The sequence below is a fragment of the Collinsella aerofaciens ATCC 25986 genome (assembly GCF_964239575.1).
GTDB classification, from domain to species: domain Bacteria; phylum Actinomycetota; class Coriobacteriia; order Coriobacteriales; family Coriobacteriaceae; genus Collinsella; species Collinsella aerofaciens_BQ.
Genome location: NZ_CAXSQQ010000026.1, coordinates 1 through 22661, shown reverse-complemented (window position 1 = coordinate 22661; position 22661 = coordinate 1). Strand labels below are relative to the sequence as shown.

Sequence of the window (22661 nt, the reverse complement as noted above, 5' to 3'; positions counted from 1 at the left end):
GGGGCCGCGGGGGCGTTCGGCTAACTGCGGGAGCGAGCCATCAGCTCAATGTGTTCGGCTGAGATCGGAAATCAACCTTCGACGAAGACCCGTCTCATTCCGCTAGGTAAAGGCTTCGTCTCGTTGTTGAACACAACGAATTCATATTTTCCCTGGCCACGAAACGCGTCAACAAGGCGACACCAACAGTCCCAGCCTTTTATAGACTGTTGTTTCCCAAGATATGCAACTTTGATCGCATGATTGGGAGGAAGCATCTCCTTGTTGTCAAGATAAATCCCGACGTATCTTTGATGTGGAATTACCGTGCAATGCCCCTTTGCTTCCGGATGGAAAGATTGCAGCATTCTTTCGACAACGCTTGAAGGGCAAGCAAATACTATGCGATGAAGCTCGTTGTGCAGAAGCCTCCAGATGCAATCTTCACGAATAATGCTGTCAGCGTAATAGGCACATCCCACGCATTGTGCGTCGCCCAATCTAGCAGATCCGCATAATTGTGTACTATCCTGTATCAAATTATAGTTTGTGCAGCACAGGTAGTAGTCATGCGCATATACGACCAGCTGGACCTTAGGATACGAAGATACTATGCCATCAATCGATTCAAGGTTCCATCCCATGAAGTGATGAATGTAAATGCATCCCAGTTCATACTCGCCATCGAGCAAACGTCCTACCCTAGCCAAGAAAGCTTCAAGGCTGAAAACTCCTGCGAACTTACCATCGCATATCACACCGAATGAGTTGCTGAAAAGCCTCTTTGCAAATTTAGAAGAACCGCCAATGGGAAATAAGGCAACATACTTGATGCCAGCGTCATTGGCAGCAACCTGATGACTCATAACGACCTTCGGCGTACCCGTACGGTCAATAAGATAGTTCGAAAGCGTTATGGCAATGAACAGTTTCTTCTTTTTCATTCGTTCGGCCCATCCTGCATGATGGCCCGCAATGTCGCATCAAGATATGCATACCCCCACAGTGAATCAGGTTCCAGGTAGGCACCTTCTCCCCACTCGTTCCAAGCGTTTAGAAAGACCACCTTCTTGTCTAAGTCGCGCCTACGGCGCACCTCGTCAATCGTGTCCGCAAGCCATCGTCCATATAGCTCAGGCGTGCTCCCGTGAAAAATCGTTCCTCTGTGATTCCTTCGGGCAGTGTTGTCCCACATGGGCATAACGGCGGGATAGACCTTCTTATCGCGGCTCCAAGTCGCATATCGCTTATTCTCGACCAAATCCGCATAGTCGTAGACGGTGCCGCCGAAATCATCGCGCAACGGACGCACCTGTTTGGTTATGTTGCGACAGTTGTGCTGCACCTGCTTGGGTTGGAACTCGCTCTCGGCATCAAAGCCAACTGCCGACCAATCAATGTTGGTATCACGCTCTTGTACGGCAATAAGATAGGGCTCTGAGCCGCATTCGTCCTTACAAATGCGGCGCCACTCAGAAATCACATGCTCCGGATCTCGAATAAGCGATGGGCGATACACGGATAGGACGGGCTTGCCGTCTATTCGGAGATATCGCTCATCGCTGAAATCATGGACAACATCCCTCATGAAGGCGGTGTAGTTCTCGGAACTCTGGGTGATCTCCATCAAGACATCGTTGCTCGTACCGCTGAATCGCTTTGTCCAGTTTTCATTCGCCCAGCAATAAAAGAAAGGCATGTCAAGGTTTGAGTCATCCAGAAACATATCTAAAGGTCCTTCGAGAAGTCTCTGACCACCATCGAACCAGTAGTAGTAAAAACAGAAAGCTCCTACGCCATAATTCTTCGCAAGCTCAATCTGCCTTTGCATATTGCATTTCAAGCGCAAATCGTAATAGCCGAGCTCGCCGGGCTTCCTTGGCTGATAATGCCCCGTGAACTGAGGGACGGCCTTGCAAACATTGTTCCACTCAGTGGTTCCTCGTCCCCACCAGGAGTCATTTTGAGCATTGGGGTGGAATTGCGTCAAATAATATGCCACCAACAGCACGTCCGACTTAGCCTCATCATGCCTTCGATAGCCGACGTAGCCCTCGGCACGCGCATCATAACTTTCTAGGACATACTCGGCGTAAGAACTCAAAAGGTCATTATCAGCCACAATACGCAAGGAGCCCGCATCGGCCGCCGCTTCGCGTTCGAGAATACGCTCATAACGCCTGACTCTGAGGTTTTCTTTAAATTCAGCGCTCAACGGGAGTTTCCAAAACAAACCTTTAAGCTTCTCGTTGATTTGTCCGCAGTTAAAAAGATTCATCGACATTCACCATCACGTATTCCAGCCTCGAGAGAAGAACGACCCAAAGCTTCCGCGATCCGCTCGCTCGCATGTCCGTCGCCGTAGGGATTGGAGGCGCGGGACATGGCGACGTACTCCTCGTCGTCGCAAAGAAGCCTACTGAACTCGCGGTAGATGGCCTCCTCCTCGGTGCCGACGAGCTTCAGCGTGCCTGCTGCCACGCCCTCTGGACGCTCGGTGGTGTCGCGCATGACGAGCACGGGCTTGCCCAGGCTCGGGGCCTCCTCCTGGATGCCGCCCGAGTCGGTGAGGATGATGTGGCTGACGGCCATGAAGGTGTGGAAGTCGAGAACCTCGAGCGGGTCGATGATATGCAGCCGGTCGAAGCCGTCAAGCTCCTCGTGCGCCGCCTTGCGGACGAGCGGGTTCATGTGGATGGGGTAGATCGCCTTGGTGTCGGGGTACTCCTCCATCACGCGGCGGATGGCGCGAAACATGCGGTGCATGGGCTCGCCCAGGTTCTCGCGACGGTGCGCCGTGATGAGGATGAGGCGGGAGCCCTCCGCCCACTCGAGCTCGGGGTGGGTATAGCCATCGCGAACGGTGGTGCGAAGGGCGTCGATTCCCGTGTTGCCGGTGACCCAGATCTTCGACTCCGGCTTGCCCTCGTCCAGAAGGTTCTTCTTGCTGGCCTCAGTGGGGGCGAAATAGTACTCGCTCACGATGTCGACCGCCTGACGGTTGAACTCCTCCGGCCAGGGGCTGAAGATGTCGTGCGTGCGCAGGCCCGCCTCAACGTGGCCCACAGGGATCTGCAGGTAGAAGCACGCGAGCGTAGCGGCGAAGCTGGTCGTGGTATCGCCGTGTACGAGCACGACATCGGGCTTCTCGTCCTCGAGGACCGCCTTGAGCTTGAGCAGCACGTCGCACGTAACGTCGAACAGAGTCTGTCCCGGCTTCATGACGGCCAGGTCGTAGGAGGGTTTGACGTCGAACACGCGAAGCACCTGGTCCAGCATCTCACGGTGCTGACCGGTGACCGTCACAACCGTGTCGAACTCGTCGGGGCGCGCCCTCAGCTCGTTCACGAGCGGGCACATCTTAATGGCCTCCGGGCGAGTGCCGAAGACGAGCATAACTTTTTTCATATCAGCCTTTCAAAGCAAGTTGATAGCCGTCGAGAGTTTTCTCAGCAGCCTTCTCCCACGTGTATTCCGTAATTACCTTTCGGCCGAAAACCTCGTCGTAATTGACGGCGTAAGCCTCATCCAGCGCAGCCCTGATGGAGGAAGGGCTGCTGACATCGCAATAAAACGCGCTGTCACCGAAATAATCCCGCGTCGTTCCTTTGGGAGATACCACGATATTGCACCCCATAGCGGCTGCCTCCAGACTCACGAGGCCCGGCGTCTCGAACCAACTAGGCAACACGCTCACACGGCACTCGCGGCACAGCTTGTAGATGTCTTCGTTGGGAATTTGCTCGATCCATTCCATGTTCGGATTGGCTTCTATCTCCGACACAACCTTGTTCGCATACTCGATATGCCCGGGAGACTTCTTTCCCACAAAGACGACCTTGTAATCCGACCCCTCCACCGCCTTGATTAGGTTGAGCTGGTTCTTGCGAATGTCGATGCGGCCGATGCAAACAATCCATCCACTGAATCGCTCGTATCCTGTTGATTCAACCTCTTTCGCGGCCTTAATGCTCGCGACGTCGACGGCGTTGGGGACGACCACATAGTTGTCGGTGCGAAAGCCGAGATGAGCCGCTATCTGGTCCATCTCGGTCTTTGCATTCGGCAGGAACACATCGCAGTTGTCCAATATCTCGAGCTGCATCTTTTGGAAGCTATGTGTCATAAGGTAGCGTGCACCCTCGCTGCGCTCCCCGCGCAAGACGTACTTTCCGAAGGCCTTGAGGCGCTCCATTCCATCGACGCTAAGATGTTTTCCCAAAAAACCTCTCAGGCCGTTTGCTGCGCTTTTTTCGAAGCTGTCAGTCGGCCAGTAAATCGTGGAGAGCACGACAGGCTTTCCGGCCTCCTTGGCGTTTTTCGACTGGATGAAAGTTTCCTGGACCCGCGTGAGGTTGAACAAGTGGACCACATCGTATCCAGAAACATCGGGTCGCAAGTCCAAGGACAGGTCGACATCAATACCCTTTGATTCAAGGGCCTCCTTCGTCTTTACAAGTTGTGTCGTGTCACCGCCCGCTAGATCAAAAACGTTTTGGCGGGTCTGCATCAGTACTTTCACAGCTGCTCCATATTTGCTTTTTCAGAAGAGCCAAACAGGTATTCTTCGAGCTCATCCTTCCAGTCGGGCATGTGGAAGCCGACCGACCCGAGCCTGGACAGGTCGAGAGCGGAGTGGACCGGGCGCGGGGCGATGGGGCCCTCGGCGTTCGCGTAGTAGTCGGCGGTCGATACCGGCAAGACCTTCTCGCCGTTGCCGTTGGCCGCCTCGAAGACGGCGCGGGCGATGTCGGCCCAGGACTTGACGGCGCCGGAGCCCGTGCAGTCGTAGGTGCCGTAGGGGGCGTGCGTCCCCAGCACGTGGAAGATGGCCTCGGCCATGTCGCGCGTGAAGGTCAGGCGGCCCAGCTGGTCGTCCACGACCGTGACCTGCGTGAGCCCGTCCTCCGGGTCGGCGACGCGGTCGGAGAGCGCCTTCATCGTCTTCACGAAGTTGTGTCCCTCGCCGATGACCCAGGAGCTGCGCATGATGTAGTGGCGCGGGCAGCCGGCCACGGCGATGTCGCCGGCGGCCTTGGTCTGGCCGTAGACGGACAGCGGGCTGAGGGGCTCGTCCTCGCCATGCACCTCGGCGGTGCCGTCGAAGACGTAGTCGGAGGACACGTGCACGAGCGTGATGCCGTGCCCGGCGCAGGTGCGGGCGAGGAGGGCGGGGCCGGTCGCGTTGGCCTTCCATGCGGTGGCGCGCCCCTCGGGGGTCTCCGCTTTATCCACGGCGGTGTAGGCGCCGCAGTTGATGACCGTGCCGTAGAGCGACCAGTCGTACTGCGCGTAGGCGTCGGGGTCGGACATGTCGAAGGTGTCGATGTCGCAGAAGTCGAAGTCCTTGGCCACGCCGCGCTCCTCGGCGAGCGCGCGCACCGCGTGGCCCAGCTGGCCGTCGCAGCCGGTGACGAGGGTGCGCCTGGGCGCCATGGGGATGACGTCCTTAAGATACGGGTGGTTGAGGTCGGCCTCGGAGACCGTGGCCTGGTCCAGCGGGATGGGCCACTCGATGGCGAGCTCGGGGTCGGCGAGGTTAACGAAGGTGTAGGTCCTCTTGAGCTCCAGCGACCAGTGGGCGTCCACCAGGTAGGTGTAGGCGGTGCCGTCCTCCAGGGCCTGGAAGGAGTTGCCCACGCCGCGCGGCACGTAGATGGCCTTCGAGGGGTCGAGCACGGTCGTGTAGACCTTGCCGTAGGTGGCGCTGCCCTCGCGCAGGTCCACCCAGGCGCCGAAGACGCTGCCGCGGGCCACGGAGATGAACTTGTCCCAGGGCTCGGCGTGGATGCCGCGGGTGACGCCGCGGCTGTCGTTGTAGGAGATGTTGTTCTGGACGACGCGGAGGTCCGGGATGCCCAGGGCGCACATCTTGGCGCGCTGCCAGTTCTCCTTGAACCAGCCGCGGGAGTCGCCGTGGACGGCCAGGTCGACGACCTTCAGGCCCCCGATGCCGGTCTCCGCCACGGAGAGGTCCTTCTCGAATGCGATGTCTGCCATGTGTCTCCCCTCCTACTGGCCCTGTGCCCTGTACCTGGCCTCGGTGGCCTCCTTGGCCGGGCGCCACCAGGACTCGTTGGCGACGTACCAGTCGATGGTGGCCTTGAGCCCCCCGGCGAAGTCGGTGTGCGCCGGCCTCCAGCCGAGCTCGCGCTGGAGTTTCGTGCTGTCGATGGCGTAGCGGCGGTCGTGGCCGGGGCGGTCGGCGACCCAGTCGAAGTCCTCGGGGTCGCGTCCCATCGCCTCCAGGATCATGCGCAGGACCGTGATGTTGTTCTTCTCGCCGTCGGCGCCGATGAGGTAGGTCTCCCCCATGCGGCCCTTGGTGAGGATGTCCCAGACGGCCGAGGAGTGGTCCTCGGTGTGGATCCAGTCGCGGACGTTCTCGCCCTTCCCGTAGAGCTTGGGGCGGACGCCGTCGATGATGTTCGTTATCTGCCTGGGGATGAACTTCTCCACGTGCTGGTAGGGGCCGTAGTTGTTGGAGCAGTTGGAGATAGTCGTGCGCAGGCCGTAGGTGCGGGTCCAGGCGCGCACGAGCATGTCGGAGCTGGCCTTGGTCGAGCTGTACGGCGAGGACGGCCTGTACGGCGTCTCCTCGGTGAACTTGGCCGGGTCGTCGAGCGCGAGGTCGCCGTAGACCTCGTCGGTGGAGACGTGGTGGTAGCGGACGCCGTGCTTGCGGACGGCCTCCAGAAGTCGGAAGGTGCCCTCGACGTTCGTGCGCAGGAAGGGCTCCGGGTCGGCGATGGAGTTGTCGTTGTGGCTCTCGGCCGCGTAGTGCACGATCGCGTCGTGGCCCGGGACGATGCGGTCCAGCAGCCCCGCGTCGCAGATGTCGCCCACGACGAGCTCCACGCGGTCCGACGGCAGCCCCGCGATGTTCTCGGGGTTGCCGGCGTAGGTCAGCTTGTCCAGGACGGTCACGTGCACGTCGGGGTGGTTGTTGACCACATAGTGCACGAAGTTACTGCCGATGAAGCCGCAGCCTCCCGTGACGATGATGTTCTTAGGTTCAAAGATCTCAGACATGAGGGGTTCCTCCTAGTACTCGCGCGGGCTGTTGACGATCTCGCCGGCGGCGACCTTCTTCAGGTGCCGCCCGTAGACCGACTTGCCGTAGGCCTCGGCGGCCTCCTCGAGCTCGGCGGTCGTGATCCAGCCGTTCTCCCAGGCGATCTCCTCGGGGACCGAGACCGGCAGGTCCTGGGAGTGCTCGACGGCGCGGACGAACTCCGCGGCCTCGTGCAGGCTCTCCATGGTGCCGGTGTCCAGCCACGCGTAGCCGCGGCCCAGGGTCACCACGGACAGCGTCCCCTCCTCCAGGTACATCTGGTTGAGCGTGGTGATCTCCAGCTCGCCGCGGGCCGAGGGCTCGACCCCATGCGCCTTGGCGGCGACGTCGCCCGGGTAGAAGTACAGGCCGGTGACGGCGTAGGAGCTCTTGGGGCGCTCGGGCTTCTCCTCGATGGAGACGGCCCTCCCCTCGCCGTCGAACTCCACGACGCCGAAGCGCTCGGGGTCGTCCACGTGGTAGCCGAAGACCGTGGCGCGGCCCGACTCAGCGTTCTGGACGGCGCGCGTCAGGTGGCGCGACAGGCCGTTGCCGTAGAAGATGTTGTCGCCGAGCACCAGGGCACACGGCTCGCCGGCGATGAACTCCTCGCCGATGGTGAAGGCCTGCGCCAGGCCGTCCGGCGAGGGCTGCTCGGCGTAGGAGAGGTTCACGCCGTAGCGCGAGCCGTCCCCGAGCAGGCGCTCGAAGTTGGGCAGGTCGGTCGGCGTGGAGATGACCAGGATGTCCCGGATGCCCGCCAGCATGAGGGTGCTGAGCGGGTAGTAGATCATGGGCTTGTCGTAGACCGGCAGCAGCTGCTTGGAGGTCACGAGCGTGAGCGGGTATAGGCGGGTGCCGGACCCGCCGGCGAGGATGATGCCTTTCACTGGTTATCTCCTTCCGAGGAAAAGGTCTTCGTAGCTGTCAGTGATGGACCGCCACGAATACCGGTCGCGGATAACGGAGGTCGATGCCGTATCGAGCTCCTCGATCGACTTCCAATCCATCACGTCGGCGCTATTGATAAGTTCAGCCAAGTCTCCGGATTCCTTGCTCCAATACAGGGCCGAGCCCTCAGCGACCTCGCGGTTGAAACCGACGTCGAGAAGGAGGTTGAGGCGCGTGGACGCCAGCGCCTCCAGGAGGCTCGGATTGGTACCCCCGACCTCATGGCCGTGGAAGTAGCCGTAAGCCTGCTCACGGATCTTCTTCAGGAGCTCCTGGTCGTAGACGGTTCCGACGAACTTGATGCGCGGGTCGGACTTGAAGTGCGTCTTCCGCTCGAGCTCCGCGAGGAAGGAGCCGTCCACTCCCGTCACGAGCGCGAAATCCCGCTTGGAGTCGGAAGCCATGAACTCCCGGATCATGGTCTCGTAGTTGTTCTCAGGCACGAAGCGTCCCACGACCAGGTAGTAGCCGAAGGGCTCGAGGCCCTTCTCGGAGAGCCATCCAGTGAACTTGGGGTCGTCATCCGCGAGCGCGGAGCGCCTGATGTCGGCCCCGTAGGCGATGAAGGTCGTCTCGGGGTGCAGGTCGGCATACTCCCCTCGAATGTACTTCTCGATGTTCTTGGAGTCGCACACCATCAAGTCGGCGTGCTTGACCATCCCGCGCTCCGAGACTTTCCAGTACCTGCGGACGGGCGCGCTCCACTTGGCGCGCTTCCACTCGTGGCCGTCGGGGTTCACGAAGACCTTGCCACCAAGGGCGTGGATCCTCTTTACGTACTTTCCGAAAAACGGTCCGATGCGACAGGCCAGCACGTAGACGATGGGGTGCTCGACACGGTTATTCTCGATATAGGCGGTGCACCACTTGAGGGCGTCTATGTCGTAAAAAATCGCCCTAGCGGCTCCGACGGGCCTGCGTAGTACCTTGAAGCAATGCGCTCCGTTGTGCTCGAACTCGCCGACCTCCTCGGCGGAGTCCACAGCGCACGCCACGTGGTACTTGATGTCGGGCAATACCTGATTCTCGGTCAGTTTCTCCACGAACGTCTCGTAGCCGCCGTAGTTTGCCGGAATTCCCTTGGATCCGATGATGAAAACATGCTGCATTAGTACGCATCGCTCCCGTTAAAGACCTCCAAAACCGTTAGGAGGATGATCTTGAAGTCCGTGATGACTCCGCGCTTGGCTATGTATTCGAGGTCCCGGCGGACCATGCCGTCGAAACCGGTGGAGTTGCGCTCCGTAACCTGCCAGAGCCCCGTAATACCTGGTTTCACTGCTAGCCTCTGCAGGTCGTACTCGGTGTACTCAGCTACCTCATTCGGCAGCGGCGGGCGCGGGCCGACGACGGACATCTGACCCAGAAACACGTTCAGGAACTGTGGGAACTCGTCAATGGAGTGCTTGCGGATGAACTTGCCGATCCTGGTGACGCGCGGGTCCTCTTTCATCTTGAACATGGCACCGGCGATCTCGTTCTGCTCCTTGAGATCTGCCAGGCGCTCGTCGGCGTCCTTGTACATGGAGCGGAACTTCCACATGCGGAAGGTGGACAGGCTGCCATCGCGGTGGGTCTGGCCCACGCGGATCTGGCTGTAGAAGGGGTTGCCCTCGCTCTCAAGGCGGATGGCCGCGGCAAGCACAAGGCTGGGTACGGCGATGACGGCCAGCACGCAGCCGCTAAACGCGATGTCGAATGCGCGCTTGACGGCCCGGTAGGCTAGGCGCGAGCGATCCCAGTCCATGATGGATTGCATGGCCTTGTAGCGGCCAGCACCCTCACGTTGGTCCATGGCCTGAGTAATCAGTGCGGCCCCCACGGGCGCATCCGTTGTAAATTGAGTTTTATCCGACACGTTTTCTTCCAAGACTTCGTCCCCGGGTCGGGGATCCTCCCTGTTCTGTGTAGCGATCGCCTGCAACTAGGCGATCGCCTTTTTAAGGTTGCGCATGACGCGCTGCTCGGCCGAAAGCACGGCAAGGCCAACGCGCGTAGTTACGCGTCGACCGCACAGGTCGAGCTCCAAATAAGCAGTGCTCTTGCGTCTGTTAATGGTTTTGATAAGGCCTTCGTGGCCCAACAGTGGACCTGCCGTCACTATGACCTGGTCACCGTCTTTTAGGGCCTCGCTCATGGGCACTACGCGGTCTCCCCTGTGCGTAAAGCCGCAAATAAGCTGGACCTCTTCTTTTGCCAGCGGCACAAACTGACCGTCCTGGGAAAGCACCCGGGCAAAGTCGTCCATACGCATCAGATACTGTTGCACGGTACGGGGATCTGCCGTATCGCAGATAAGATAACCGGGAAAGAGCGGCTTGGTCGTTTTGACCCATTCGCCGTGTACTTTGATCTCGGTTTGAAATTGGGAATAAAAGAGCTCCTGCATGGTGCTCGTCGGAACCATGCGCTCGATGCGCTCGCGCATTACGTCTTCGCGACCGTTAATGACCTGGATCACATACAACACGAACACCACCCCCTTGCTGTCTTACGTGTGGCTCACGGGGTTTGGGTATGGCTTCGCCAGGGCGCTTTTGCGCGAAGGCGCTCCATATTCAAACCCTGAGCCCAGTCAGACAAGCACGTGGCTCTGCCCCACCGTGAACGGTATGTATAGAAGCAGTTGCTAGAGTCGCGGACGTGTATCGCAAAATGACCGCGACTCCAGCTGACTGCGTGCGGACCAGTCAAGCGGGTACAAAACTGGACCGCACGCAAACAGCTGAAGGACTGCTACGTTTTGGCATGCAAGCTACTAAATGCATTTTGTAATTACGTCAATGCAAATAAATAACGTCGCATGACTTCTTTATTGGAGCTCGTGGTGTTTCTGGCACCGCCGTTACGGCCGGATGCTGATCGACCCTGCGCTTTGTGGCTTGCTGGAGCCGTGAGCACAGTTGAACTCATGTAACGTTAGATATTCTAGCACAAGCTGTTTGTGAAACTGATTTAGGCTGCGTTGGACAACATATCGTTCATTTGACGTGCTTAAGGGGGTTGTTTTGGGATGTTGTTCATGTGGACGCAGGTTATTGGGGTGCTGGCAATAATTGGGAGCGTTCCTGAAACCCAAATGGAACGGCGATCTGCACTGATAATCGCGTTTGGCTAACAAACTATGTACAGACATGGGAAATAAATTGTGCAACTTTTTGTTGGCGTAGGTGAGGTTTGCGGCGCGAGGTGTTTTGGCATGAAAAAGGCCTTCGGAATACCGAAGGCCTTTGCATTCACGATGGTGGAGACGAGGGGGATCGAACCCCTGACCTCTTGACTGCCAGTCAAGCGCTCTCCCAGCTGAGCTACGCCCCCGTGACGAGGCAGTACTATAGGGGAAGACTTTCTTTGATGCAAGGACCTTTTTGGTTGAATCTTTTACTTACGGGTTTTCCTGGGACGGGGCAGAAATAATCACTCTTCGAGCGCTTATTTCTATCCACCGTCCCGATAAAACCCTGATGCGATAGACCTTACTTGTAGAGATAAGCGATGGCGGTGCCGGCGAGGACTTGGATCGTGGCTGTTGACCTGACGACGTTAGAGATGCCCGTGTCGGCCAACAGGCCCAGGGGGCTGTGGTCTAGCTCCCATTCTAGGCCGTGTTCGCTTACCTCGGTTTTGGGAGCAATGGCTATGATAGAGAACGTCTTGCCTTCGGCGCTTTCGATGGTCCACGATTCGCCTGCGTGCAAGATGCGGGCCGTGGTCTCATCTTCAGCAATCCAGACAGGGGCGTCATCGTAGCCTGCGAGCAGGCCCAGTACGGAAAGCGCCATGTCCGGACGGCCGCCCGTAGCGCAAGTCGCAACTACTTCGGCACCCGGCCAGCGACGACGGACGGAATCGAGCGCCAGCGCCAGATCGGTATAGTCCTTGTACGGGTCGTGGCGCTCAACTTCAAAGTCGGTGGCGGCATCGACCAACGCACGACCAGCGTCGCTCACCGTGTCGGCATCCCCCACATACACGTCACAGCTCAGGCCGGCGCCCAGCAGCGCGTCGAGCCCGCGGTCCACGGCGACAACGTGGCCGCACTCCCCTGCTAGCCTATGCAACAGATCCGCGCTCGCCACCACGGGCGAGCCGCAGACCACTAATACCTTGCAAGCCACAGCCTCGCCTATCCCTCAAACGAAAGCACGCGGGCCAGATCCAGGTCCTCATAGCTGTCGATAAAGATATCGCAGTTGGCGCGAACATCGTCGCGCTTCATGCGGCCATGCGGGTCATAGATGCCCACGCGCTTAAAGCCGGCGGTCCCAGAGCTCTTTAGGCCAAAGACGGCGTCCTCAAACACCCATGCGCGCTCAAACTTGTACCCATGGCGCTCCTCCAGGCGGCGCAGCGCCAGCTCGTACACATCGGGGAACTGCTTGGAGCGTCCTGCTTCACCCGTCGTGGTAACAAACTCCATGTACGCGTCTAGCCCAGCCCCCGCAAGCGCAGACTTAACAAGCTCGGCCGGCGTGGACGTAGCCACACACATGGAAATGCCCGCCGCCTTCGCCTGCTGCAAAAATGTCAGGAGCCCCTCGCGAGGCGGCACCTTGGAGTACCCATCAATCAAAATCTCACCCAGCTCGCGATACAGCTCCTCGCCATTCGCACCAATGCCCCACGTGTCGTGGTAGGCCTGGCACTCGTCCTCCAGCGACAGGTGCTCAAATTGGGCAAAATCATCCACGGTCACGTCAATCCCGTGGCGATGCAATAACTCGGGCTGGGCATAGGCCCAAACGGGGGTGCTATTAACCAGCGTGCCATCGCAATCGAAAATAAAAGCAACCCTGGGAGCGGCGGTACGGGACATAAACGAACCTTTCGATATCAAATGGTAAACATCCTGCTAAAAACGTTTTACCAAACGTCAGCCTAACAATTTTGAAACCCAAATTGGTAAAACTGTCAAGAGTTTTACCACGGCAATTCTGCCAGTGGTATAAACATGTCGCTTACCGATTAAACGCCCCCGCAAATCCGCTTTCGTCCATAAAACTAACGCACAGGTGTTATCGTAGTTTCTGCCGAAAGTTCCACCGAGCACGCGAGGTGGAACGAATCATAGAACTATCGCCGTCCCTTCGATTCGTGCAGCCTTGGACCTTTCGCATCTAGTCACCAAGGCAACACGCTGCCGCGTCATGATGGGATCAAACGTGAGCGATACAAAGCTAAAGCCAACGGCTAAAAAGCCCGCAACCCGTAAAGCCGCCCCGCACGCACCGGAGCTCACCAAGGACGATGTCTATCTATTTGGCATCGGCACGTGGGAGCGCAGCTGGGAAAAGATGGGCGCGCACCCCGACACGCAGAACCGTACGCGCGGCTGGCGCTTTTGCGTTTGGGCGCCCGATGTAAAGAGCGTGCATGTCATTGGCGAATTTAACGACTGGGATGAGGAAGCCAACCCTCTGGTGCCCGTGCATACGAGCGCTATCTGGGAAGGCTTTATTCCTGGTGCCGAGCAGGGCCAGCTCTATAAATATCTCATCGAGACCAACGAGGGCGAAAAGCTCTATAAGGCCGATCCGTATGCCTTTAAGGCCGAGTGCCCTCCGGGTACCGCCAGCGTGCTGTGGACCCTCGATGGATACCAGTGGAACGATGCAGCGTGGCTCAAGCGCCGCGCCGGCCACAACCACATGTCGCAGCCGCTCAACATCTACGAGGTGCATATTGGCTCGTGGAAGCGCCACGGCGATGCGCCGCAGGGCGAGCCGGATGAGTTCGGTAACTACCCCGGCCCCATGGATCCCTTCCCCGCGCAGCGCGGCGAGTTCTACACCTACGACGACCTGTCGGTGGAGCTCGTGGACTACGTGCGCGACATGGGCTACACGCATATCGAGGTCATGCCGCTCATGGAGCATCCCTTCGATGGCTCCTGGGGCTACCAAACGACCGGCTACTATGCCGCCACGTCGCGCTACGGCAACCCGCAGCAGCTCATGCACTTTATCGATGCGTGCCACGAGGCGGGCATTGGCGTGATCATGGACTGGGTGCCCGGTGGTTTTTGCGCCGACTCCCACGGCCTTGCCACCTTTAACGGCCACATGCTGTTTGAGCACGAGATTCACCCCAACTGGGGCACGCACAAGTTCGATTTTGCCCGTGGCGAGGTCCGCTCCTTCCTGGTCTCCAACGTGCTGTACTGGCTCGAGAACTTCCACGTTGACGGCATTCGCATGGACGGCGTGTCCAGCATGCTGTACCTCAACTTTGGCATCGACGATCCCGGCCAAAAGAAGTTCAACAAGTACGGTACCGAGGAGGACCTAGACGCCAGCGCTTTTATCCGCCAGGTCAACTGCGCCGTGGAGGCGCACTACCCCGACGTAATGATGATGGCCGAGGAGTCCACCGCGTGGCCGCTCGTGACCTATCCGCCGCAGGACGGCGGCCTAGGCTTCCACTATAAGTGGGACATGGGCTGGATGAACGACACCCTGCACTACATGCAGACCGATTTTCCGTGGCGCCCCGGCAACCACGGGCTGCTCACGTTCTCCATCATGTACGCCTTTACCGAGAACTTCATTTGCCCGCTGAGCCACGACGAGGTCGTGCACGGCAAGTGCTCGCTGATCGGCCGCATGCCGGGCGACTGGTGGCGCCAGTTTGCCGGCCTGCGCACGCTGGCTTTCTACCAGATGACGCACCCCGGCGCCAAGCTCAACTTTATGGGCAACGAGATCGGCCAGTTTATTGAGTGGCGCTACTACGAGTCCATCCAGTGGTTCCTGACCGAGGAGTACGAGACCCACCGTCATCATCAGGCGTTTATCAAGGCGCTCAACCACCTGTACACCGCCGAGCCCGCCCTGTACGAGCGCGGCTACACCGACGACGGCTTTACGTGGATCGACGCGGACAACTCCAAGCAGTCCATCGTGAGCTTTGTGCGCCAGGGCGAGGACATCGACGACGACCTGGCGATCCTGATCAACTTTGACCCGGCGAGCTACGAGAGCTTCCGCGTGGGCGTGCCGCGCGAGGGCGACTGGGAGGTCATCTTTGATTCCGACCGTCCAGAGTTCGGTGGCAGCGGCTATGCCGGCGAGGAACCCTACACCTGCTCGAGCGAGCCCTATCCCTGGAACGGGCAGATGGACTCCATTGAGATTAAGGTGCCCGGCCTGGCAGGTGTGGTGCTTAAGCGCCGCGGCCCCAGCAGCTACAAGCCGCCCGTGGTTGAGGAGCCCAAGAAGGCGACGCGTAAGCGCTCGTCCTCGGTAAAGCCCAAGGCCGCGGCTGCTAAGAAGGTTCCAGCTAAGGCGAAGGCTACCAAGCCCGCTGCCAAGGCTTCGGCCAAGTCCACCACGGCCAAAAAGGCAGCCACCAAAAAGGCCGCTCCCAAGGCTAAGGCAGCTGCCGTTAAGGCTCCTGCTAAGAAAGCGTAACAAAGGCGTTACCACTGTAAATAACCGCCCCGACGAGGCGTAGGATACAAGTCATAACCGTTCCGGGAGAAACATCCCCGGGGGAAAGGAACGTATGAATAAGATCTTCGACAACAAGCAGGAGTTTACCGAGCTCTATCGCGATGCCGTCATGAGCATCAGCGGCAAGAGCGTCGAGGCCGCCAGCGACCTCGACCGCTTTAACGCCCTGGCCAAGCTCGTGGCCGAGAAGGCGCGCACCGTTGCCACCAAGAGTGACGCCCGCGTCACCGCCGAGGGCAAAAAGCGCGTGTACTACTTCTCGATCGAGTTTTTGATCGGCCGCCTGCTCGACAACTACCTGCTCAACTTTGGCGTGCGCGACATGGTCGCCGAGGCGCTCGACGACATGGGCTTTGATCTATCCGTCATCGAGAACCAGGAGCCCGATCCGGCTCTGGGTAACGGCGGACTGGGCCGTCTGGCCGCATGCTTCCTGGATTCCATGGCAGCCGAGGGCATTGCCGGCTACGGCAACGGCATGCGCTACCGCTACGGCCTATTTAAGCAGGAGATCGTCAACGGCAGCCAGGTCGAGGCCACCGACGAGTGGCTCACCCACGGCTATCCCTGGGAGGTCCGTCGTCAGGACAAGGCCGTGACCATTAAGTTTGGTGGCCGCGTCGAGGGCTTTGAGGAGAACGGCCGCACGTTCTACCGTACGGTGGACACGCAGGACATCCTGGCCGTTCCTTATGACATCCCCGTTGTAGGCTATGCCGGCGAGACCGTCAACAAGCTGCGCGTCTGGGCCGCCGAGCCGGTCGAGGAGCACTTCGATCTGGAGGCCTTCAACCGCGGTGACTACGCCCTGGCCGATGCCGAGCGCGCCGAGGCCGAGGCCATCAGCGCCATCCTCTACCCCAACGACGCCGGCGAGCACGGCCGTCTGCTGCGCCTGAAGCAGGAGTACCTGTTTGTCTCGGCCGGTATCTACAGCCTGCTCGACACCTTTGAGAAGGAGCACGGCGCGAACTGGGAGCTGCTGCCGCAGTTTGTGGCCATCCACACCAACGATACGCATCCCGCCATGTGCGGCCCCGAGCTCATGCGTATCCTCATCGACGAGAAGAAGCTCGAGTGGGACGATGCCTGGAACATCGTGACGCAGGTCGTGAGCTACACCAACCACACCATCCTGCCCGAGGCCCTGGAGAAGTGGCCCATCGGCACGTTCTCCAAGCTCCTCCCCCGCGTGTACCAGATCATCGACGAGATCAGCCGCCGCTGGCACGAGTCGTTCGACACCACGCAGGAGGGCTGGCAGGAGCGTCTGCGCCAGACCGCCATTCTGTGGGACGGCGAGATCCGCATGGCCAACCTGTCCGTGATCTGCAGCCACAGCGTCAACGGCGTGGCAAAGATCCACTCCGACATCATCAAGAACATCGTACTCAAGGACTTCTACGCCCTGACGCCCGAGAAGTTCAACAACAAGACCAACGGCATCTCGCACCGTCGCTTCTTTGCCGAGGCCAACCCCACCTACGCCAAGCTCGTGACCGAGGCCATTGGCGACGGTTGGCTCAAGGATGCCTTTGAGCTTGAGAAGCTCAAGGAGTTCCAGAACGACACCGAGTTCCTCAAGGCCGTGGGTGCCTCCAAGCGCGCCAACAAGGAGCGTCTGGCCGCCTACGTTAAGGCCGAGACCGGTCTGGTTATCGATCCCAACACCGTCTTCGATGTTCAGGTGAAGCGCTTCCACGCCTACAAGCGCCAGCTCATGAACATCATGAAGGTGATGGACATCTACAACCGTCGCATCGCCGACCCCAACTTCCATGTGACGCCGACGACCTTCATCTTTAGCGGCAAGGCAGCCTCGAGCTACACCTTCGCCAAGGAGACCATCCGCCTCATTAACTCCGTGGCCGACGTCATCAACAACGACGCCCGCGTCAACGAGGTCATGAAGGTCTGCTTTATCCCCAACTTCCGCGTGAGCAACGCCCAGCTCATCTACCCCGCCGCCGAGATCTCGGAGCAGATCTCCACGGCCGGTAAGGAGGCCTCGGGCACGTCCAACATGAAGCTCATGATGAACGGCGCCATTACGCTGGGTACCCTCGACGGCGCCAACATCGAGATCGCCGACCTTGCCGGTCGCGAGAACGAGGCCATCTTTGGCCTGACCGCCCCCGAGGTCGAGCAACTCTGGGCATCTAACAGCTACTTTGCGTGGGATACCCTCAACGGCGACCGCGAGCGCCTGGGCCGCGTGATGGACGAGCTCAAGGACAACACGTTTGCCGGCCTTTCGGGCAACTTTGAGAGCATCTATAACGAGCTCATGAACAACAACGACCCCGACCTGGTCATGGCCGATTTCCGCAGCTACGTCGACGCCTGGGAGAAGCTCACGAACAGCTACGGTGACCAGGAGACCTGGAACCGCAAGGCACTGCTCAACACCGCCTCGAGCGGCTGGTTCTCGAGCGATCGCACCATTCGCGAGTACCGCGACGAGATCTGGCACGCTTAAAGGCCGCGAGCTCCCTTTGCCGCACGGCATTACTCGACGGGCGTGACAGTGCGCCGCGCCCGTCGCTAATGGGTTAGGAACATCGATGACAGAAGGAGAAATCGATGAGTAAGAAAGAATGCATCGCGATGCTCCTCGCAGGAGGACAGGGCAGCCGATTGGGGGCACTCACCCAAAAGATCGCTAAGCCGGCGGTTAGCTTTGGTGGCAAGTTCCGCATTATCGACTTTTCGCTCTCCAACTGCTCCAACTCGGGCATCGACACGGTGGGCGTTCTGACGCAGTATCGCCCCTACCTGCTGCATGCCTACGTGGGCTCCGGCGAGGCATGGGATCTGGACAGCCGCGACGGCGGCGTGTCGATCCTGCCGCCGTACGAGACGCAGACCGGCGGCGCCTGGTATGCGGGCACGGCCGACGCCATCACGCAGAACCTCGACTACATCAAGGCCAACGACCCCAAGTACGTCCTGATTCTTTCGGGCGATCACCTGTATCGCATGGACTACCGCAAGATGCTCAAGACGCACATTGAGAACAATGCCGACCTCACGGTGAGCGTTATGCCCGTGCCGTGGGAGGAGGCCAGCCGCTTTGGCATCCTGACCACCGACCCCGAGGACGGCCGCATCACCAAGTTCACCGAGAAGCCCGATAAGCCCGATTCGAATCTCGCATCCATGGGCATCTACATCTTCTCGGCCGATGTGCTGATCGAGGCGCTCGAGGAGGACGCTCTGGACCAGCGCTCGAGCCACGACTTTGGCAAGGACATCATCCCCAAGCTGCTCGGCGAGGGCAAGCGCCTGTACAGCTACGAGTTCCACGGCTTTTGGAAGGACGTCGGCACCATCGCCAGCTTCCACGAGACCTCGATGGACCTGCTGGGCAACAACCCCGAGTTCGATCTGTTCGACAAGCACTTCCCCATCATGTCCAACATCACCACGCGTCCGCCGCACTACATTGGCCCGGACGGCCGCCTGGATGACTGCCTGGTCTCCAACGGCTGCAAGATTTACGGCACCGCTCGCCACTCGATCCTTTCGACCGATGTCATCATCGAGGAGCGCGCCGTGGTCGAGGACTCCGTGCTGCTGCCGGGTGCGCACGTTAAGAGCGGCGCGCACATCTGCCGCGCTATTCTGGGCGAGAACTCCACGGTCGAAGAGGGCGTGAAGCTCGGCTCTGTCGATACTACCAAGGATACGGCCGTCGTTGGAAATGACGTCGTTATCGGGAAGGGGGAATGATCCGATGATCAATCGTAAGGCCATCGGTTATATCACCGCTAACTACTCTTCGACCTACGGCAGCGTGCTGCTCAAGGACCGCCCCATCGCGTCCGTTCCGTTTTTGGGCCGCTACCGCCTGATCGACTTCCCGCTGTCCAACATGATGAATGCCGGCATTAAGACCGTCGGCGTAGTCATGCCGGGCAACTACCGCTCACTGATCGACCACGTGGGCTCGGGCAAGGACTGGGGCCTGGACCGCAAGAAGGGCGGCCTGTTCATGGTGCCCGGCAACGCGTATGGCACCACCAAGGGCGGCATGCGTTTCTTGCTGCGCGACATTATCTCCAACAAGACGCTGTTCCAGCGCTCGGACAAGCCCTATGTTGTGATGATGGGCACCAACATTATCTTTAACATGGACCTCAACACCATCATCGACGCGCACGAGAACTCCGGTGCCCAGATGACCGTGGTGTACTGCAAGGCCACGCATAACGTCGATGACGAGACCAAACTCGAGATTAACGAGAACGGCCGCCTGACGGGCGTGAGCGCCGGCGTCGTGTACGGCGACAACGCCTCTATGGACTGCTGCATCGTCAACCGCGAGACGCTGCTCGAGATTATCGACCACTACCAGGCCGCCGACTATCTGGACCTGCTCGAGGCACTCCAGGGCGACTTTGGCAACATCGACGTGTGCAGCTACGAGTATAAGGGCGAGGTCGTGGGCGTGTTTAGCGAGAAGTCGCTGTATCGCCGCAGCATGGACCTGCTCGACCAGACCGTGGCCGACCAGCTCTTCGATCCTGAGCGCCCGATCCTGACCAAGGCTCACGACGTGCCGCCTTCGCGCTATGCGACCGGCAGCCACGCTTGCAACTCGATCATCTCGGCCGGCTGCATCATCAAGGGCACCGTGCGCAATTCGATCCTGTCGCGCGGCGTTGTGGTTGAGGAAGGCGCCTCGGTGACCAACTCGATCATCAACCAGAGCTGCATCATCAAGAGCGGCGCCCGCGTTGAGAACGCCATCCTGGACAAGAACAACGTGGTTCCCACCAACACCGAGCTTCGCGGCACGCCCGAGAACATCCTGGTGCTGGGCAAGGCTCCGTTAACTTCCGATACCACCATCGTACGTTAACGTTGGCACCGCAACATCGCTCGTAACATGTAGAATAGCCGCCCGGTTTGCGCCAGGCGGCTATTCTCGAATTGCAACATGGGAGACAATATGGCTGATTCCAGCAAAAAGATGCAGATCGTGTTTGCCTCGGCCGAGTGCGCACCGTTTGTTAAGACCGGTGGCCTGGGCGACGTAGCGGGCTCGCTGCCTGCGGCGCTTGTGCGCGCCGGCGCCGAAGTCATCGTGATGGTGCCCAAGTACGCCACCATCAAGGACGAGTACAAGGCGCAGATGGAGCACTTCTCCGACTTTTACGTTAGCCTGGGCTGGCGCAATGAGTACTGCGGACTCGAGAAGCTCGAGCACGACGGCGTCATCTATATGTTCATCGACAACGAGCGCTACTTTGCGCGCGACTATCCGTACGGCTTCTTTGACGACGGCGAGCGTTTTGCGTTCTTCTCCAAGGCCATCACCGAGAGCCTGCAGCACCTGCCGGCCGGCTTTGAGTGTGACATCCTGCACTGCAATGACTGGCAGACGGCGCTGGCGCCCGTGTTTTTGCGCGAGTTCTACCAGGGCCTGCCGCTGTACGACCGTGTAAAGACCGTCTTCTCGATCCACAACGTGGCGTTCCAGGGCCAGTTTAGCGACACCGTGATGGAGGACATCCTGGGCGTGGCGCACATTCCGGCGGCCGCTTCGCAGCTGCGTTGCGACGCCTGCAGCATTAACTACATGCTGGGCGCCCTGCGCTATGCCGATGCCATCACTACGGTGAGCCCCACCTATGCCAACGAGATCCAGACGCCCGAATTTGGCGAGGGCCTGGACGGCGTTCTGCGCGAGCGTTCGTACGCGCTGCAGGGCATTTTGAATGGCATCGACGTCGCGGGCTTTGACCCGGCGACCGACAAGCGCATTGCCGCCAACTACACCGTGGAGGACCGTTCCGGCAAGGCCGTATGCAAGGCCAAGCTGCAGGAAGAGCTGGGGCTCGAGGTTCGCGACGACCGTCCGCTCATGGTGATGGTCACGCGTCTGACGCGCCAGAAGGGCCTAGACCTGGTCATGTACGCGCTCGACCGCATCCTGGCCGGCGGCGTGCAGGTGGCGGTGCTGGGCACCGGCGACCGCGACTACGAGGACGGCCTGCGCTACTTCCAGGACAAGTACCCCGGCACCATGGCGGCTCGCATCGAGTTCGATCCGGCACTGTCGCAGCGCATGTATGCTGCCGCCGACATGTTCCTGATGCCTTCGAAGTTTGAGCCCTGCGGTCTGTCGCAGATCATCGCCATGCGCTACGGCACCCTGCCCATCGTGCGCGAGACCGGCGGCCTAAAGGACACCGTGATCCCGTACAATGAGTTTACCGGCGAGGGCACGGGCTTCTCGTTTAGTAACTTTAACGGCGACGAGATGGGCGACGCCGTGTTCCGCGCGGCACGCCTGTTCTGGGACAACCGCGAGGCCTGGGATCAGCTGGTCACGCAGGCCATGAGTCAGGACTTTAGCTGGACGCGCTCGGCCGACAAGTATCTGGACCTGTACTTCTTTATGCATCCGGAGATTGAGAGGCCGGCGGCGGTTGTCAACGAGCCTGAGGCTGCAGCTGAGCCGGTGGCCGTTGAGGAGTCCAAGGCCGAGGAGAAGCCGATTGAGGCTGAGCCCGCAAAGGCCGAGACTGAGGTGAAGGCTGAGGTTGCTCCTGAGGCAGAGGCCGAGGTGAAGCCCGCTGCAAAGCCTGCAGCTAAGAAGACCACGACCCGCAAGACGACCGCTAAGAAGGCTACTGCGACCAAGGCGGCGGCAACAAAGACCACCGCTGCCAAGACAACGACCACGCGCAAGCGCACCACAGCAGCTGCCAAGAAGGCCGCCGAAGCCGAGGCTGCTCCCGAGGTAAAGGCTGAGACCGTCGTCGAAGCCAAGCCGGCCGCCAAGACCACCACGCGCAAGCGCACTGCGACGACGGCCAAAAAGACCACGACCAAGGCTGCTGCTCCAAAGGCGGAGGCTAAGGCCGAGGCCAAGCCCGCAGTAAAGGCCAAGCCGGCGCCGAAGGCCGCCGAGGTCAAGCCTGCTGCCGCCAAAGACGAGCCCAAGGCCGAGGTAAAGGCCAAGCCCAAGCCCGCCAAGGAGGCCCCGGTCTCCCCCGCCACTCCAGTCGAGGAAAAGGCCCCGACCAAGAAGACCTCCGTCCGCAAGGCAACTGCCACCCGCAAGCGCCGCTAATCCGGACGATTAAACTTAATCCTTAAAGCAAAAGAGGGCGTCCCAACCAGGCGCCCTCTTATTGGTTGGTAGTGTCGAGAAAGTTGGTGTAGAGCCCCATCCGAAGCGAGTCGGCCCGGCGTCCTAGAATCTGGAACACGGT

General features: G+C 59.8%; 17 protein-coding genes and 1 tRNA gene. 5 read left to right on the top strand and 13 right to left on the bottom strand.

Going from position 1 to position 22661, the window contains the following annotated elements; all coding sequences use genetic code 11:
* Positions 1–71: 71 nt before the first annotated feature.
* From ACESUZ_RS08870 to ACESUZ_RS08810, 13 genes are all read right to left on the bottom strand, one after another.
* A complete protein-coding gene (locus ACESUZ_RS08870; protein ID WP_373199660.1) occupies positions 72–923 on the bottom strand; it encodes a hypothetical protein in 852 nt (283 codons plus the stop codon).
* On the bottom strand, positions 920–2257 hold the full coding sequence (locus ACESUZ_RS08865) for a glycosyltransferase WbsX family protein (protein WP_373199658.1): 1338 nt from the start codon (positions 2255–2257) through the stop codon (positions 920–922). Before ACESUZ_RS08865 ends, ACESUZ_RS08870 begins: the two co-directional genes overlap by 4 nt.
* Positions 2254–3387, bottom strand: a complete 1134-nt coding sequence (gene wecB / locus ACESUZ_RS08860) for a non-hydrolyzing UDP-N-acetylglucosamine 2-epimerase (RefSeq protein WP_373199655.1) — start codon at positions 3385–3387, stop codon at positions 2254–2256. Before wecB ends, ACESUZ_RS08865 begins: the two co-directional genes overlap by 4 nt.
* A gap of 1 nt (position 3388) precedes the next feature.
* Complete coding sequence (locus ACESUZ_RS08855; protein WP_148346688.1) at positions 3389–4501, bottom strand: glycosyltransferase; 1113 nt, start codon at positions 4499–4501, stop codon at positions 3389–3391.
* On the bottom strand, positions 4498–5979 hold the full coding sequence (locus ACESUZ_RS08850) for a sugar nucleotide-binding protein (protein WP_373199653.1): 1482 nt from the start codon (positions 5977–5979) through the stop codon (positions 4498–4500). Before ACESUZ_RS08850 ends, ACESUZ_RS08855 begins: the two co-directional genes overlap by 4 nt.
* Before the next feature lie 12 nt (positions 5980–5991).
* Positions 5992–7011, bottom strand: coding sequence for a dTDP-glucose 4,6-dehydratase (gene rfbB, locus ACESUZ_RS08845; RefSeq protein ID WP_373199652.1), 1020 nt, complete (start codon positions 7009–7011; stop codon positions 5992–5994).
* A 12-nt stretch (positions 7012–7023) separates the two neighbouring features.
* Positions 7024–7923 (bottom strand): glucose-1-phosphate thymidylyltransferase RfbA, encoded by a 900-nt coding sequence (gene rfbA / locus ACESUZ_RS08840; RefSeq protein ID WP_373199650.1) that lies wholly within the window; start codon positions 7921–7923, stop codon positions 7024–7026.
* Positions 7924–7926: 3 nt separating this feature from the next.
* Positions 7927–9093 (bottom strand): beta 1-4 rhamnosyltransferase Cps2T, encoded by a 1167-nt coding sequence (cps2T, locus tag ACESUZ_RS08835; RefSeq protein ID WP_373199649.1) that lies wholly within the window; start codon positions 9091–9093, stop codon positions 7927–7929.
* Positions 9093–9779, bottom strand: a complete 687-nt coding sequence (locus tag ACESUZ_RS08830) for a sugar transferase (protein ID WP_373199647.1) — start codon at positions 9777–9779, stop codon at positions 9093–9095. The genes cps2T and ACESUZ_RS08830 overlap by 1 nt, the downstream gene beginning before the upstream one ends.
* Before the next feature lie 129 nt (positions 9780–9908).
* Complete coding sequence (locus tag ACESUZ_RS08825; RefSeq protein WP_373199646.1) at positions 9909–10460, bottom strand: transcription termination/antitermination NusG family protein; 552 nt, start codon at positions 10458–10460, stop codon at positions 9909–9911.
* 766 nt (positions 10461–11226) lie between these two features.
* Positions 11227–11302: transfer RNA gene (locus ACESUZ_RS08820), tRNA-Ala, on the bottom strand.
* Positions 11303–11460: 158 nt separating this feature from the next.
* Positions 11461–12102 (bottom strand): thiamine diphosphokinase, encoded by a 642-nt coding sequence (locus ACESUZ_RS08815; RefSeq protein WP_373199644.1) that lies wholly within the window; start codon positions 12100–12102, stop codon positions 11461–11463.
* An 8-nt stretch (positions 12103–12110) separates the two neighbouring features.
* Positions 12111–12800 (bottom strand): HAD family hydrolase, encoded by a 690-nt coding sequence (locus tag ACESUZ_RS08810; RefSeq protein ID WP_227790392.1) that lies wholly within the window; start codon positions 12798–12800, stop codon positions 12111–12113.
* 331 nt (positions 12801–13131) lie between these two features.
* Here ACESUZ_RS08810 and glgB point away from each other — a divergent pair, with 331 nt between their 5' ends.
* From glgB to glgA, 5 genes are all read left to right on the top strand, one after another.
* Positions 13132–15393: a 1,4-alpha-glucan branching protein GlgB gene (glgB, locus tag ACESUZ_RS08805; protein WP_373199662.1), complete on the top strand. Its 2262-nt coding sequence runs from the start codon at positions 13132–13134 to the stop codon at positions 15391–15393.
* Positions 15394–15487: 94 nt separating this feature from the next.
* Positions 15488–17914 carry a glycogen/starch/alpha-glucan phosphorylase gene (locus ACESUZ_RS08800; RefSeq protein WP_373199643.1) on the top strand — a complete coding sequence of 809 codons (2427 nt, stop codon included), beginning with the start codon at positions 15488–15490 and terminating at the stop codon, positions 17912–17914.
* Positions 17915–18018: 104 nt separating this feature from the next.
* Positions 18019–19167 (top strand): glucose-1-phosphate adenylyltransferase, encoded by a 1149-nt coding sequence (locus tag ACESUZ_RS08795; RefSeq protein WP_006233920.1) that lies wholly within the window; start codon positions 18019–18021, stop codon positions 19165–19167.
* A 4-nt stretch (positions 19168–19171) separates the two neighbouring features.
* Positions 19172–20299: a glucose-1-phosphate adenylyltransferase subunit GlgD gene (gene glgD / locus ACESUZ_RS08790; protein ID WP_138112505.1), complete on the top strand. Its 1128-nt coding sequence runs from the start codon at positions 19172–19174 to the stop codon at positions 20297–20299.
* Between the two features lie 90 nt (positions 20300–20389).
* Positions 20390–22519 (top strand): glycogen synthase GlgA, encoded by a 2130-nt coding sequence (gene glgA, locus ACESUZ_RS08785; RefSeq protein WP_373199641.1) that lies wholly within the window; start codon positions 20390–20392, stop codon positions 22517–22519.
* The last annotated feature ends 142 nt before the right edge of the window (positions 22520–22661 follow it).

Excerpts from the sequence above, each read along its gene's own strand:
- ACESUZ_RS08870 (WP_373199660.1), bottom strand. The coding sequence starts at position 923 with ATGAAAAAGAAGAAACTGTTCATTGCCATAACGCTTTCGAACTATCTT.
- ACESUZ_RS08865 (WP_373199658.1), bottom strand. The coding sequence starts at position 2,257 with ATGAATCTTTTTAACTGCGGACAAATCAACGAGAAGCTTAAAGGTTTG.
- wecB (WP_373199655.1), bottom strand. The coding sequence starts at position 3,387 with ATGAAAAAAGTTATGCTCGTCTTCGGCACTCGCCCGGAGGCCATTAAG.
- ACESUZ_RS08850 (WP_373199653.1), bottom strand. The coding sequence starts at position 5,979 with ATGGCAGACATCGCATTCGAGAAGGACCTCTCCGTGGCGGAGACCGGC.
- rfbB (WP_373199652.1), bottom strand. The coding sequence starts at position 7,011 with ATGTCTGAGATCTTTGAACCTAAGAACATCATCGTCACGGGAGGCTGC.
- cps2T (WP_373199649.1), bottom strand. The coding sequence starts at position 9,093 with ATGCAGCATGTTTTCATCATCGGATCCAAGGGAATTCCGGCAAACTAC.
- ACESUZ_RS08830 (WP_373199647.1), bottom strand. The coding sequence starts at position 9,779 with ATGGACCAACGTGAGGGTGCTGGCCGCTACAAGGCCATGCAATCCATC.
- ACESUZ_RS08810 (WP_227790392.1), bottom strand. The coding sequence starts at position 12,800 with ATGTCCCGTACCGCCGCTCCCAGGGTTGCTTTTATTTTCGATTGCGAT.
- glgB (WP_373199662.1), top strand. The coding sequence starts at position 13,132 with ATGATGGGATCAAACGTGAGCGATACAAAGCTAAAGCCAACGGCTAAA.
- ACESUZ_RS08800 (WP_373199643.1), top strand. The coding sequence starts at position 15,488 with ATGAATAAGATCTTCGACAACAAGCAGGAGTTTACCGAGCTCTATCGC.
- ACESUZ_RS08795 (WP_006233920.1), top strand. The coding sequence starts at position 18,019 with ATGAGTAAGAAAGAATGCATCGCGATGCTCCTCGCAGGAGGACAGGGC.
- glgD (WP_138112505.1), top strand. The coding sequence starts at position 19,172 with ATGATCAATCGTAAGGCCATCGGTTATATCACCGCTAACTACTCTTCG.
- glgA (WP_373199641.1), top strand. The coding sequence starts at position 20,390 with ATGGCTGATTCCAGCAAAAAGATGCAGATCGTGTTTGCCTCGGCCGAG.